Below are 15,293 nucleotides of genomic sequence, written 5' to 3' on the forward strand. Positions count from 1 at the left end.
TTATTTAACAACAGTGGGTATGAAGAATAGTTCAATAACACAAAACCGAATTAACGACTATTTACAATCCTTAGTCTTAGAGAAACGGGAAGTTTACGTACCTTTGCAGCCAATTTTTCAGGAACACTTCAAAAGTAAATAGGTATTATGGTACAGAATCAGGAACAACCCGTAGGAAAAATTACATTTTCCATTTTAATCGCATTGAGTCTTTCGCATTGCCTCAACGATCTCTTACAGTCGGTGCTATCAGCATCTTATCCTTTATTCAAAGATGATTTAGGACTTAGTTTCGCGCAAATCGGACTTATCACACTAGTTTATCAACTTTCCGCTTCAGTTTTTCAACCGATTACCGGAATTTTCTTTGATAAGCATCCCGTCGCATGGTCATTGCCTATCGGAATGAGCTTTACACTGATTGGTTTGATAAACTTAGCATTCTCTGATAATCTATACTGGATATTAGCCTCCGTATTCTTAATCGGAATTGGCTCTTCCGTACTGCATCCGGAAGCCTCCCGTATCACGTTCCTTGCCTCCGGCGGAAAACGTGGACTGGCACAATCACTCTTTCAGGTAGGTGGTAACTTCGGAGGTTCATTAGGCCCTTTGCTGGTTGCCCTGTTGGTGGCTCCTTATGGCAGGCAACATCTCATCGTTTTTGCATTTGTGGCTTTAGCTGCTATCGGAGTGATGTACCCCATTTGCAAATGGTATAAATCATATCTAAACCGGATGAAAGCACAGACTGTCAGTATCAGAAAACCTGTTCATCTTCCTTTGCCTATGGATAAAACGGCCCTTTCAATCGCGATATTGCTGATCCTGATTTTCTCCAAATATATCTATATGGCGAGTCTCACGAGTTATTATACTTTCTACTTGATTCATAAATTCAATGTAAGCGTACAAGATTCGCAGCTATATTTATTTATCTTCCTGGTAGCTACTGCTATCGGAACATTAATTGGCGGACCGGTAGGTGACCGAATTGGACGTAAATACGTGATTTGGGCTTCTATTTTAGGAGCTGCCCCATTCAGTTTACTAATGCCACATGCCAATCTGCTGTGGACTATTATCCTTAGCTTCTGTGTGGGATTGATGCTTTCTTCCGCTTTTCCTGCCATATTGCTTTATGCACAGGAGTTGCTTCCTACCAAACTTGGATTGATATCCGGTTTGTTCTTTGGATTTGCTTTCGGAGTGGCCGGTGTAGCATCTGCCGTACTTGGCAATTTAGCGGATAAAACGAGCATTGAATATGTATATAACATCTGCGCTTATATGCCGCTACTGGGATTAGTCACGTTCTTTTTGCCTAATTTGAAGAAGAAAAAGATTGGATAGAAATCTATATAAATAAAATCGCCCTGCTATAATGATTATAGTGGGGCGATTTATATTATTTATAATCTGAACTCGTCTTCACATTTTTAGCTTCAATATCTACTTGATTGCCCTTCATAGATACGTTTCACAGAAGTGACATTGGGATATGTTTTATTATATATTTTCGTTACATCTTCTACTAACCAACAATACAGTGGGCCAAGAGCGCGAGTAGCATCATCTTCTGATGGAGTTTTTTCCGGAGAGGTGAAATAAAGCACATGGTCTATATCATTATAATTCACATAAATAAAAGAAGTAAATGTCTTTTCATCCGTTTGCCTTATCTCTCTGGTAAAAGAAGCAGTAATAATGTTAGATATATCATCCTTTGAAGGAATTACAGTAAGCGTACCACTATCTTTTGTATCATAAATAAATTTAATTCCGCCAGTTACATGCATATCCGAGCTTGCAATAACTTGATTTTCTAAATCTACTTTCTCATCACCCTCAAGTCCTTCGACTTTTACACTTACTTTCTTTGTAGTAAACGATTTCGTACCTTTGATTATCTTTACATCAATTTTAGCAGTCAGTCCATTCGCATCTTTCACTACAAGAAATGTTGTTCCCAATTGAACGGGAGCTATCATCACATAACCATATTCTTCCTGAATCTTAGCTTTTGCTATCTCTTCATCACCAGTTTCTACAGTATAAGGAGCTACCCCACCTGTCATTCCTACAGCAGCACCATCAGTTATCTCCATTACTATATCACTAATAGGTTGATCTGGGAAATAAATATCATCTATTTCATAAAGAAAGAAACGTTCATCATCGTTATCACAGGATACTAATCCTAAGCCAACGAACAACAATAAAAATAAAAGTCTAGTTTTCATACTTTAATTTGTTAATTTGTGAGTGTGAGTAATAATTATCCTACAAAAATACTAATATTCACCATACGGTATTCCAATAAGTCACTATATTATTTATTCTAATTATTAACGAAGTCTTCCTTTAGCCTCATGTTCTAAAGTTTTGGGATTACGACGAGTATCCCAAAGGGCGATAATAAAAACACGATCACTCATAACTGCATACACAAGTTTGCATAGTCTATCAACAGGAATAGAGCGTAATTCCATCTCTTCAAAATCCTCCAGCAAAGGCTCTACTTTTCCAAGAAATGGAAACTCACATAAATTCCGAATAACATGTACAACTTGTTGTCTGAAAAGGCGAGCCTCTTTCATCGAAAACTGGGTTTCAATATAACAAAGGATGACCTCTAAGTCATCCAATGCCTCGTAATCCCATACTATTTCCATCGTTCCGTACGCTTCAACATCTCATCCTGCGAAGCATATTCTCCTTGTTTATAGCGTACTAAAGCACTTTCTGCACGTTTCTTTATACATTCTATTTCATCTTTGCAGGGAGATTCCGCTTCCTGCTCTTTACGCGCAACACGCGATTTGCGACGCAAAGCTTTTAAGGCTTTTAAAGCTTCAGCCGTTAGATCATCATCAGCAATAATAGCAGCCACCTCTTTAAGAAGTGAAGCCCTAAGTTCCATTGTAGACATATTAATTATCTCCTTTCTTTATGATACAAAGTTACAATAAAACAGTTACATAACCTACGAAACTCTATTCTATTAACATACTTAACAGAAGAAAGAAAACGACCGGTATGCATCGTCACGACGTATACCGGTCTACAAGTTAAGGTCAAAGTCAAAAAATTAAGAGAGCTATTTATATGTTAGGGTTAGCGTTTATTTCTTTCTGGGGGGATAGCATACAAATAATAGGTGCTATTTACTGTAAACGGTTTACCGTTCGGGAAGTTAAGGAACCAATGTCCCAAAGGATTTCGTTTTTCAAAGCTACCACCCTCCTGCCAGCAATCGACTTCTGTCTTCTGCATTTCATCAGATAAAGCAGTACGTACTACGGAACCCTGTGTACGGAGTACATCTGTAATACCGAATCCCTCTCCCCAAAGTTCGCGGCGGCGTTCCATCAGAATCTCATTAAGAACATCTTCCTGCGATTTCCCTGTCACGTCATAATCTCCCACTCCACGGGCATTGCGCAACGTATTCAACGGAATGACAGCCTGATTCAAAGCCACTCCATCACGAACTTTCGCCTCCGCTTCTATCAAATACATTTCAGAAGCACGCATCAAGACCAGATCAGCTGTGTCGTCTGCACGCATGTGGAATTTCTTATATCCCAGATACCCTTCACGCATCCACTGAAACAAAGGCAGACGAATGTCACCTTCGGTAAAGGTATCTTTTAGATGAGGATCGGCCATAAAACTACTATAAGCTCCGACGTATGTTGCATCCAGATAATAAAAGTTGTAGCTGGCATCCGACTGGGAAGGTATTTGAGGGAATCCCCATATCCATTCTTTATTGGAAATATTATTAAAGCCTTCATACTCGGCCGTAGTTGTCATCAACGCATATCCTGTACGTGCAGCTTCAGCTGCTTTCGCTGCTTCTTCCCACTGCCCTGTCAACAGATAAGCACGAGCCAAGAGGCCATCCACTACGGCAACATTCGGTTTGAATTTCTGATTATCACCACTCCGGACATAGTTCTTCAAATAATCCTGTGCCAGATTCAGATCATCAAAAATACGCTGATAGACCTGTGCCACCGTTGATTTTCCTTTCGGAACTGTCGAACTATTACTCGGTTCGGTATATATAGGAACGCACGGAGCATCTTTATCTTTCAAGTAAGTAAATTGATAATGCTGTACCAAGTGTAAATAACAGAAAGCACGTAATGCCAATGCCTGTCCCTGCGCTTGCCGTAGTTCCTCCGAATCTCCCTGGATGGAAATGGCAGTATTACAGTTATCGATCGTTTTATATATCAGATACCAAGCAAACTCTGTTCTATTGTTTGAAGGCAACGCTATATCGTTAAACTGATACGAAGAGTTGAAACCGTATTTCGGACGGGAAACAACATCACTTGCCATCATGTCGTCCAGACACTGAAGTGCCCGATAACCGATATTGGCATAGGTACTTGAATAATCAAACAGATTATACCAGGCACCATTCACAAGTGCCTCCGCATTTTCGGGCACAGGTACTTTTTCTGAACTTACCGCATCCGTTGGGTCCGTATCCAAAAAACTGCTGCTACAACTCGTTGCCAGGAAAAGTCCGGCAACTGCGGCAAGAATGGATTTAATTTTTATTTTTCTCATAATTTAGTCTGAATTTAGAAAGAAACGTTGATACCTCCGGAGATCGTTCGCATAGCCGGATAGCGGTAATAAGTGATACCGGTAATTCCCTGTTCAGGGTCTAGTCCCTGATTCCGGTGAATGGTAAACAGATTATCTCCTTGTACATATACCTGCACACTGCTCAATGCCAACTTACTAATCCATTGTTTGGGTAAGTTATAGGAAAGAGTCAGGTTTTTCAATCGCATATACGAATTATTCTGCAAGAAACGGGTAGAAGCCGAGTTCCAGTTATTAGTGGTAGTACTCAAAGCAGGAACATCTGTATTACGATTGTCGGGAGTCCATCTTTTTAGAATCTCCGTTGACCAGTCGCGTCCTTCCAGACTTCCGTTGTGCAAAATCATTGTAATATCACGATTGTAGATATATCCACCGATACTATAAGCAAAGATGGCAGAAAGATCAAATCCTTTCCAGGAAAGAGAGGTATTGAATCCACCATACACCTTCGGAAGAGACGATTTATTGACGTAATAATAGTCAGCCGAACCGTAATCGTTTGTTGTGACACGTTTTCCGGTCGGATTGTGATTTTCATCTTCTTCATCCATATACCACAACGGATCTCCGTTCTCCGGATCTACTCCCGCCCACTCTATCATATAGAAATCATAAACAGAACGGCCTACCTGCAACTTGTTCACACCACTTTGCGGCATATCTTTCAAAGGAAGATCCGTCACCTTATTCTTATAATGTGTCAGATTCATCCCCAGTTTCCATACCCAACCATTCTGATTGATAATCGTTCCGTTCAACACCATTTCTATACCTGTATTCTTCAAGGCTCCTACATTCTCGTCAATAGAACCATATCCCAGGGAAGGAGCTATCGGACGTGAGTAAAGCAAATCTTTCGAACGACGGGTAAAGAAGTCAAACGAACCGGAAAAACGGTTATTGAACAGGGAGAAGTCGATACCTACATTAAAGTTGAGGTTCGTTTCCCATTTCAGGTTCGGGGTCGCCATACGGTCGGACACTAACGCATTTTCTCCCAGATTGGAAACAATGGTATAAAGTCCTTTACTCGCATAATACGTACCCAGGTTATCGTTTCCTTGTGCACCATAGCTCATTTTCAAAGTTAAGGCAGACAACCAGTCGGAAGTGCTTGCCATAAACTCTTCCCGGTCGATACGCCAGGAAGTACCCAGCGACCAGAAATTTCCCCAGCGGGTTTCGGGTGCAAAACGTGAAGAACCGTCGCGACGATAAGATGCCGAGAAGAAATATTTATTCTGATAATCATATAACGCTTGAGTCAGATAACCCACCAATGCATAGTCGATACGATATCCCGAACCTCCGGTCAGCTGTGAGCCGACTACCAATTCCGGCATATCAGGCTGTGCCATCTTAGAACGTGATGCTGTCAGTTCATCGTAACGGTAAGAATAGGCTTCCACACCGGCAAGGACATTAAAATGATGTTCACCGATTGTCTTGTCATACGTAGCGATATTATTCCACGTCCAGGAGAAAGTACGGGTATTCATCCTGCTGACGCCGCCTCCGTTCTCTTTAGCCGGACCTAACTTCGGGTTCGTATAATCCAACGTATTATAATTGATCAAGTCGAAGTTGAAACTTGTCTTGAATTTCAGTCCTTCAATAATCGTAGCTTCCAGAAAAGTACGGCCGGAGACTTCATCTTTCATTCGTTCCGATTTATCCAAAGGCAAAGTAGCCGGAAGGTTCCAGTTTGCCATCGAACCGGAAGGACGATAGGAACCGAAGTCATAAATACGGTCTCCACTCTCATCCAATTTGTAGCTACCATCCGTATTCATTTCATAAATGGGATAAAATCCCGGCATGGTACGTCCTGCGGTAATCACATTACTGGTCTTCGAGTCGGAAGAAACCGGATAGTTCTGCATAGAATGTGCAAAACTCAAGTTGACGCCTCCCTTCAACCAGGAAGTCATCTCGCTGGTGATATTGGAACGAAGATTGAAACGCTGGTAACCGGATTCGAGTGCAATACCTTTATCATTCAGGTATCCGGCAGAAAAAAAATACTGATTCGCTTTTCCACCTCCGGAAACACTTAGATTTAACTCTGTGCGAAGTGCCTGTTGCTCCATGGCGTCACTCCAGTCAGAATTCCATAACGGACGGGCGCCTGCCACCAGCTTTCCATCTGTACCGACCGGTTGCGCATATTGAGGGCCATAGGGGTTCGGACCACCTCCCATCAATTTCGTTACCAAGTCTTTGGATGCTTGCGTCGCGGCAGTTGCCGGAGTATAATCCGCACTCTTAGCGTACTGATTGCGAAGTGCTTCCCAATATAATTCGAAGTATTGGTCGGTACTGACACGATCATAATCGCGTACGGCACGGTTGGAACCTCCTAACGAAGCTTTTACCTTTACTGTTGCTTTGGTATTCTGATCTCCCTGTTTGGTGGTGATAATAATCACACCGTTTGCACCACGGGAACCATACAAAGCAGCAGAGGCCGCATCTTTCAATACTGTCATCGAAGATATGTCATCCGGATTGATAGAGTTCACACTACCATCGAACGGGACACCGTCCACTACATAAAGCGGAGCGCTGGAAGCGTTGATAGATCCGATACCACGAATACGGATTTCCGCATCCGTACCCGGCTGGCCGCTTGCCGCACTCGCCTGTACTCCGGATACCGTACCCTCCAATACACGTGATATGCTGGAAGTCTGTAACTTTTCAATCTCACCTGCTTTCATCGTCGAAGCTGCTCCGGTAAAACTATACTTTTTAGCGGTAGCATAAGCTACTACCATTACTTCTTCCAGTTCCTTACTTTCCGATTCCAGCGTAACATTAATCACACTCCGGTTATTCACCGGTTGTTCTACCGTTCTCATTCCTACAAAACGGAACACTAAAGTGCCGGTAGCAGGAATCTCAATCGAATACTTTCCATCCATATCGGTAATGGTGCCGGAAGATGCTCCTTTCAATTGTACGGAGACACCAGGCAAAGGTTCTCCTTCAGAAGTCACCGTGCCTGTCACGCGTTTCTCCTGCTGTGCTTCCGCATATACTATATTTCCTGCAAAAAGCAGAAGAGACACGACTAATAAACGTAAATAGATTCTCATAATTTTGTGGCTTAAGATTTATTTGCTTGTTGTAACTAACAGTACATTGAACTTTTTTGTTTAGGAAACGAAACATTTTTTAGAGGATTGCTAGTATAAATCAACGAAAGGTAGTACATTCGTGAAACAAAAAATATCTATACCAACAAAGAACCACATGGGGAAACGGGTTATTCTATATCTTTTTCTGTTATTTTCACTGTCCTTACAGGCACAGACTGAAGAGAAAGTCTCTTTGGGCAACGATAGTACAGAAGTAGATTCCACAGCAACCGCCAAGCCAAGTGCTTTTAAAAGAGCGATCAAGAAGTTTATGAACTTCAGTGATTTCGATACACTCTATATCAGTCCTAACCGTTATAACTATGCGCTGATGGTTACTCATTTCAGTAACTTTGAGTATTATTCTATCACCAGTGAATTACCGCAGCCACAGAAACTTAGTTTTTCTCCCAACCCGCACAACAAGATAGGATTGTATTTCGGCTGGCGATGGATTTTCCTGGGATGGTCTGTAGATGTGAACGATATTTTCAAAAAAGGCACCCGAAAGAACAGGGGAACAGAGTTCGATCTTAGCTTATACAGTTCCAAATTAGGCGTGGATATCTTCTATCGCCGCACCGGTAATAATTACAAGATACACAAAATCAGAGGATTTTCAGACGATATACCCTCCAACTATTCCGAAGATTTCAGCGGAATAAAGGTAGATATCAAAGGACTGAACCTATATTATATCTTCAATAACCGTAAATTCTCCTACCCTGCCGCATTCAGTCAGTCCACCAATCAACGGCGCAATGCAGGTACATTTATTGCAGGTTTTTCCATTTCAAAGCATCATCTCGACTTCGATTATACAGCACTTCCGGGATTTATCCAGGAGGCGATGAATCCTGCCATGAAAGTCAAAGATATTAAATACACCAATGCCAACATCAGTTTCGGCTATGCCTACAATTGGGTCTTTGCCCGCAACTGCCTGGCGTGTCTGTCTCTCACTCCTGCCATTGCCTACAAAGCTTCCGATGTGGACGCAGAAACGAATGAGGCAAAAGCGTGGTACGGTAAATTCAATCTGGATTTTCTGCTTCGCGCAGGGATTGTCTACAACACCGGGAAATATTACATAGGTACTTCCTTTGTTGGAAAAAACTACAATTATCATCGTAACAATTTCTCTGTAGACAATGGATTCGGTACTCTCCAAATATATGCCGGATTCAACTTCAACACCCGCAAAGAATACAGGAAAAAGAAATAATACCACAGAAACTAGAAATCATCAACTTGTTTGCTAATCCAAAGAATCTTTGTACATTTGCCACGTTCTAACGAGCAAAAGTAAAAAATCAATGAAGCAACAACGCCACATACAGACCACACGCACTCTTCTTTCCCGCTTTCGCTACTGGGGAAGAAAGAACTATGCTGCCTTTGCAAGTATGGGACGCGAATTCCAGATCGGTCATCTGCATACCAATGTAGTGGACGTTGCTCTTCGTAAGCAGAATGCTGCACAAACTATCCCTTATCATACATTTATGACACTTCAAGAAATCAAAGACCAAGTGTTGGCGGGTATCGACATATCACCCGACCAAGCTGCTTGGCTAGCCAATATGGCTAACAGCGAGGCGCTTTATGCCGCCGCACATGAGATTACCGTCGCACGTGCTTCGCACGAGTTCGACATGTGTTCCATCATCAACGCCAAGTCCGGCCGATGTCCGGAAAACTGTAAATGGTGTGCACAATCCTCCCACTACCAAACCAAAGCCGAGATTTACGATCTCCTTCCCGCTGAAGAATGTCTTCGACAGGCCCAATACAATGAAGCCCAGGACGTCAACCGATTTTCCCTCGTTACCAGCGGACGAAAACCATCTCCCAAACAGATTACCCAACTTTGCGATACAGTCCACTATATGCGTCGACATTCGTCGATTCAACTTTGTGCTTCTCTAGGACTGCTCAATGAAGAGGAATTGCGCTCCCTGCATGAAGCCGGGATCACCCGTTATCACTGTAATCTGGAAACTGCCCCGTCTCATTTTTCCAAACTCTGCTCTACGCATACGCAAGAACAGAAACTGGCTACCCTCGATGCAGCCCGTCGTGTAGGTATGGATATTTGTTGCGGAGGTATCATCGGCATGGGAGAAACAATGGAACAACGGATTGAATTTGCTTTCACACTGGCAGAACTGAATGTTCAATCCATACCTATCAACCTGCTTAGCCCGATTCCGGGCACTCCACTGGAAAACGAGCAACCTTTAAGCGAAGAAGAAATACTTAAAACCATCGCACTCTTTCGTTTCATCAATCCGACCGCTTTTCTGCGTTTTGCCGGAGGACGTTCACAACTTTCTTCCGAAGCGATGCACAAGGCATTATATATCGGAATTAACTCGGCTATTGTAGGCGACCTATTGACAACACTCGGCTCCAAAGTATCGGAAGATAAAAAGATGATTCAGGAAGAAGGCTATCATTTCGCCGGTTCCCAATTTGATCGCGAACATATCTGGCATCCGTACACATCGACTACCGATCCGCTCCCTGTCTACAAAGTGAAACGGGCAGACGGTGTTACCATTACCCTCGAAGACGGACGAACGCTCATTGACGGAATGTCTTCCTGGTGGTGTGCAGTGCATGGATATAATCATCCGGTATTGAATCAGGCGGCAAAAGAACAATTAGATCAAATGTCCCATGTCATGTTCGGGGGGATTGACGCACGATCCGGCTATTGAACTAGGGAAACTGTTATTGCCTTTGGTTCCTTCCTCCATGCAGAAAATATTCTATGCAGACTCCGGTTCAGTAGCCGTAGAAGTGGCACTGAAAATGGCTGTACAATATTGGTATGCAGCAGGAAAACCGGAAAAGAACAATTTCGTGACCATCCGTTCCGGCTATCACGGTGATACGTGGAATGCCATGTCTGTATGTGATCCGGTGACGGGTATGCACAGTCTTTTCGGTTCAGCATTGCCTGTACGTTATTTTGTTCCGTCCCCCACTTCCCGGTTTGACGGAGAATGGAATCCGGAAGATATACTACCTCTACAAGAGATGATTGAAAAACATTCAAAAGAGTTGGCGGCACTTATCCTGGAACCCGTGGTACAGGGAGCAGGCGGGATGTGGTTTTATCATCCGCAGTACCTGCGTGAAGCTGAAAAGCTTTGCCGGAAACACGATATTCTTCTTATCTTCGATGAAATAGCAACGGGATTCGGACGTACCGGCAAACTTTTTGCGTGGGAACACGCCGGAGTAGAACCGGATATCATGTGCATCGGCAAAGCACTGACCGGAGGATATATGACACTTTCTGCTGTATTGACCAGTAACCGGATAGCAGATACCATCTCCAACCACGCGCCGGGAGCTTTTATGCACGGACCTACATTTATGGGGAATCCACTCGCGTGTGCAGTGGCTTGCGCCTCCGTCCGCCTATTACTCGAATCCGGTTGGCAAGAGAATGTGAAGCGAATCGAAACCCAACTGAAAGAAGAACTGGCACCTGCACGGGGATTTCCGGAAGTGGCTGATGTACGAATACTCGGAGCTATCGGAGTCATTGAGATGAAGCGTCCGGTAAATATGGGCTATATGCAACGACGATTTGTGGAAGAAAAAATCTGGGTACGTCCCTTTGGCAAACTGGTATATCTGATGCCACCTTTCATCATCACTTCGGAACAATTAAGTAAACTGACTTCCGGGTTACTTAAAGTTATCCAAAAAAGATGACAGACAAGAAGAATATTACCGGATTTTCACCCAAGAATCTGTTCCTCGGTGAGCAAAAGAGTGTTCCTCGGTGAGGAACGGGCCTTTCCTCACCGAGGAAGGATGCCTTGGTCGGTGAGAAACTTTCAGAATAGTTCTTCTGATGATAAACATCTTATAGGCAACTAATTACACTTTCAATCATTCATATATCGAATACTGATTACTTAAAATAACAATTCATGACATTAGAGTATATAAACCAGGAACTACAGACCTTGAAAGAGAAAAAGAACTACCGTTCTCTCCCACCGCTAATCCACGAGGGTCGAGATGTTCTGCTGAACGGACAACGAATGTTGAACCTATCTTCTAATGATTATCTCGGACTGGCCAATGACATCTCATTGAGGGAGGAATTCTTAAAGACACTCACTCCCGAAACATTCCTGCCTACCTCCTCTTCTTCCCGGTTATTGACCGGTAATTTTAGTGACTATCAGAAGCTGGAACAACAGCTAGCCACCATGTTCGGAACGGAAAGTGCACTCATATTCAATAGTGGTTATCATGCCAATACAGGAATACTTCCTGCCATTTGCAATACTCATACACTGATTCTTGCTGACAAGCTGGTACATGCAAGCCTGATAGACGGAATTAAATTATCATCAGCTAAATGTATCCGGTATCGTCACAATGATATTTCCCAGTTGCAACGACTGATTGCTGAAAATCATAACGCTTATGAGCAGATTATCATTGTTACCGAAAGTATCTTCAGCATGGATGGCGATGAAGCTGATCTTCGCGCTCTCATTCTGCTCAAAAAGAGTTATTCCAATGTTCTTCTTTATGTAGATGAGGCTCATGCTTTTGGTGTACGAGGGGAAAAGGGATTAGGATGTGCTGAAGAACAGGACTGTATCAACGATATAGACTTTCTGGTAGGAACATTTGGAAAAGCCATTGCTTCGGCAGGAGCTTATATCGTCTGCCGACAACTCATTCGGGAATATCTTATCAATAAAATGCGTACGTTTATATTCACCACTGCACTTCCTCCTATTAATATTCAATGGACTTCATGGGTGTTAGAACACCTTTCAGCTTTACAACATAAGAGGGCTCACCTGCTACAAATCAGCGAAAAGCTAAAGGTAGCCCTTACAGCCAAAGGATATAATTGCCCATCGGTGAGCCATATTGTACCTATGATTATAGGAGCCAGTGAAGATACCATAATGAAAGCAGAAGAACTCCAACGCAAAGGATTCTATGCATTGCCCGTCCGTCCGCCTACCGTACCCGACGGAACCTCACGGATCCGCTTCTCACTGACAGCGGACATCACAGAACATGAAATTGACCAACTCATCAAACTGATAAACGAATGAAACAGCATTTTATCATAAAGAATAATCAGAAGCATCTATTGCTTTTCTTCGCCGGTTGGGGGATGGACGAAACTCCTTTCCTGACCATTCATCCTGTTGACAAGGACTGGATGATTTGCTATGACTACCGTTCATTAACATTTGATGTCGGTTTATTGGAAACCTATTCCCAGATTACACTCATCGCCTGGTCGATGGGAGTCTGGGCAGCTTCTCAACTCATAAAGCAGTATCCACATTTGCCTGTTTCCCAAAGTATCGCCATCAACGGTACCCTCTATCCCATACACGAAACCAAAGGTATTGCTCCCTCTATTTTCGATGGTACACTCCAAGGATTGAACAAACAAACCTTGCAGAAATTTCAAAGAAGGATGTGTGGTTCAATAGCTGACTATAAAGCTTTTCAAACCATATCCCCCCAGCGTCCGGTTGAAGAACTCAAAGAAGAGCTTGCCACCATACAACAACAGTATTTATCATTGTCTCCCTCTGATTTTAAATGGCAAAAAGCTATCATAGGAAAAGGCGACCGCATTTTCCTCCCGGATAACCAATATTTGGCATGGGAAAACCAAGTGGACTCTCTTGAACAAGTGGAAGCGGCACATTACCAACAGGAGCTTTTTAATACAATACTCATGTAGCCGGATACTGATGTGTTCATTATTGGTTCATATAATAATTTAGGCACGGATGACACGGATTAACACGGATTTTAGTGTTGTCGTTGCTGCAAAGCAACCGTGAAATCCGTGTAATCCGTGCCTAAAAGATGCTAGCAATTAATTAGTGACGTACAATTACCATCAGGAAATCAGCCTATTAAATAAATATTGATTATGAATAAACAACTAATCGCAGAACGTTTTTCAAAAGCTATCACTACCTATCCGAGGGAAGCAAACGTGCAACGGCAAATAGCAGATAAAATGATCCATCTGCTTACAGAACATATATCTTCTCCCTGCTCGAAGGTGATTGAATTTGGCTGCGGAACCGGTATTTACTCCCGTATGCTGCTCCAAACCCTCCGTCCGGAAGAGTTATTACTCAATGACCTTTGCCCCGATATGAAATATTGCTGCGAAGACTTATTAAAGAAAAAGCAAGTTTCTTTTCTTCCGGGAGATGCCGAGACAGTCTCTTTCCCCGCCGAAAGCACACTGATAACTTCCTGTTCGGCCCTGCAATGGTTCGAGTCACCGGAAAACTTCTTCGAAAGGTGTAATACCTTGCTCAATAATCAGGGTTATTTCGCTTTTAGCACTTTCGGAAAAGAAAACATGAAAGAAATACGCGAACTTACCGGCAACGGACTTCCTTATCGTTCACGGGAAGAGCTTGAAGCAGCTTTATCACCCCATTTTGACATCCTGTATTCAGAAGAAGAGCTTATCCCCCTTTCGTTCGAAGACCCGATAAAAGTACTATATCATTTGAAGCAAACCGGAGTCAATGGTTTATCAACGCAATCCTCTACTGCCGGAAAACAAGAGAACGATTTGTGTTCATCAGACGACAATTCAAAAAATAAATCTAAGAACAATCTTCCCCAACAGCAGTGGACTCGTCGTGACTTGCAACTCTTCTGTGAACGTTACACGCAGGAATTTACTCAGGGCACTTCCGTGTCCTTAACATATCACCCTATATATATCATCGCAAAAAAGAAAAAAGTATGAAACAGAATGTATATTTCGTAAGCGGTATCGATACAGATGCCGGAAAGAGTTATGCCACCGGCTTTCTAGCTCGTGAATGGAACAAGAACGGCCATCGCACCATCACCCAGAAATTTATTCAAACGGGAAATGTAGGTCATTCCGAAGATATTGACCTACACCGGCAAATCATGGGAATCCCTTTCACCAAAGAAGACCAAGAGGGACTAACCATGCCGGAGATTTTCTCTTATCCCGCCTCTCCGCATCTTGCTTCCCAACTGGATAACCGTCCCATCGACTTTGATAAAATAAAACGTGCAACTGAAGAATTGAGTGAACGGTATGACTCTGTTTTACTCGAAGGAGCAGGCGGCCTTATGGTTCCCCTCACTACCGAACTTTTGACCATTGACTACATCGCTCAAGAGAAATATCCGCTAATCTTTGTCACTTCGGGCAAACTAGGAAGCATCAATCACACCCTGCTTAGTCTCGAAGCAATACAAAAACGCGGCATTGTACTAGATACCGTATTATATAATTTATATCCTACGGTAGAAGACAAGACAATTCAGAATGATACTATGGAATTTATCCGGACCTGGCTGAAAAAGTATTTTCCGGAAACGAAATTTATACTGGTTCCGGAAATAAAAAAGAATCTATAGAAAAGCAATCACCGACTACTTTCACTCGACAACAATCGTACTCTTTTGTGGATTATGGCTATCATAAGTAACTTTCAC

General features: G+C 42.7%; 10 protein-coding genes and 2 pseudogenes. 7 read left to right on the top strand and 5 right to left on the bottom strand.

Going from position 1 to position 15,293, the window contains the following annotated elements; genetic code table 11:
- Positions 1-147 precede the first annotated feature (147 nt).
- Positions 148-1,353: an MFS transporter gene (locus NXX38_RS22655; RefSeq protein ID WP_148364899.1), complete on the top strand. Its 1,206-nt coding sequence runs from the start codon at positions 148-150 to the stop codon at positions 1,351-1,353.
- A gap of 92 nt (positions 1,354-1,445) precedes the next feature.
- On the opposite strand, the gene NXX38_RS22660 is transcribed toward NXX38_RS22655, so the two are convergent.
- From NXX38_RS22660 to NXX38_RS22680, 5 genes and pseudogenes are all read right to left on the bottom strand, one after another.
- Positions 1,446-2,243, bottom strand: a complete 798-nt coding sequence (locus tag NXX38_RS22660) for a hypothetical protein (RefSeq protein WP_258981236.1) — start codon at positions 2,241-2,243, stop codon at positions 1,446-1,448.
- Between the two features lie 105 nt (positions 2,244-2,348).
- Positions 2,349-2,675: a type II toxin-antitoxin system RelE/ParE family toxin gene (locus NXX38_RS22665; protein ID WP_148364897.1), complete on the bottom strand. Its 327-nt coding sequence runs from the start codon at positions 2,673-2,675 to the stop codon at positions 2,349-2,351.
- On the bottom strand, positions 2,666-2,923 hold the full coding sequence (locus NXX38_RS22670; RefSeq protein ID WP_122135901.1) for a hypothetical protein: 258 nt from the start codon (positions 2,921-2,923) through the stop codon (positions 2,666-2,668). Before NXX38_RS22670 ends, NXX38_RS22665 begins: the two co-directional genes overlap by 10 nt.
- A 181-nt stretch (positions 2,924-3,104) precedes the next feature.
- Positions 3,105-4,587 (bottom strand): annotated as a pseudogene (locus NXX38_RS22675) (RagB/SusD family nutrient uptake outer membrane protein).
- Between the two features lie 14 nt (positions 4,588-4,601).
- Positions 4,602-7,730, bottom strand: coding sequence for a TonB-dependent receptor (locus NXX38_RS22680; RefSeq protein ID WP_258981238.1), 3,129 nt, complete (start codon positions 7,728-7,730; stop codon positions 4,602-4,604).
- A 157-nt stretch (positions 7,731-7,887) separates the two neighbouring features.
- Between NXX38_RS22680 and NXX38_RS22685 the strand changes: the two genes are divergently transcribed.
- The 6 genes and pseudogenes from NXX38_RS22685 (at position 7,888) to bioD (ending at position 15,215) form a co-directional block, all read left to right on the top strand.
- Entirely contained in the window at positions 7,888-8,997 is a 1,110-nt protein-coding gene (locus tag NXX38_RS22685) for a DUF4421 domain-containing protein (RefSeq protein ID WP_148365016.1), read from the top strand.
- A 91-nt stretch (positions 8,998-9,088) separates the two neighbouring features.
- A pseudogene (gene bioA, locus NXX38_RS22690) lies at positions 9,089-11,504 on the top strand (adenosylmethionine--8-amino-7-oxononanoate transaminase).
- Between the two features lie 221 nt (positions 11,505-11,725).
- Entirely contained in the window at positions 11,726-12,880 is a 1,155-nt protein-coding gene (locus NXX38_RS22695) for an 8-amino-7-oxononanoate synthase (protein ID WP_258981240.1), read from the top strand.
- The gene (locus NXX38_RS22700; RefSeq protein ID WP_258981242.1) at positions 12,877-13,527 is read left to right on the top strand and encodes a DUF452 family protein; all 651 of its coding nucleotides are present in this window, start codon (positions 12,877-12,879) and stop codon (positions 13,525-13,527) included. Before NXX38_RS22695 ends, NXX38_RS22700 begins: the two co-directional genes overlap by 4 nt.
- Positions 13,528-13,722: 195 nt before the next feature.
- On the top strand, positions 13,723-14,565 hold the full coding sequence (bioC, locus tag NXX38_RS22705; protein WP_234132876.1) for a malonyl-ACP O-methyltransferase BioC: 843 nt from the start codon (positions 13,723-13,725) through the stop codon (positions 14,563-14,565).
- Positions 14,562-15,215, top strand: coding sequence for a dethiobiotin synthase (gene bioD / locus NXX38_RS22710; protein WP_195649472.1), 654 nt, complete (start codon positions 14,562-14,564; stop codon positions 15,213-15,215). The genes bioC and bioD overlap by 4 nt, the downstream gene beginning before the upstream one ends.
- Positions 15,216-15,293: the final 78 nt, after the last annotated feature.

The organism is Bacteroides sp. BFG-637 (assembly GCF_024793605.1).
Classification (GTDB): Bacteria; Bacteroidota; Bacteroidia; order Bacteroidales; family Bacteroidaceae; genus Bacteroides; species Bacteroides vicugnae.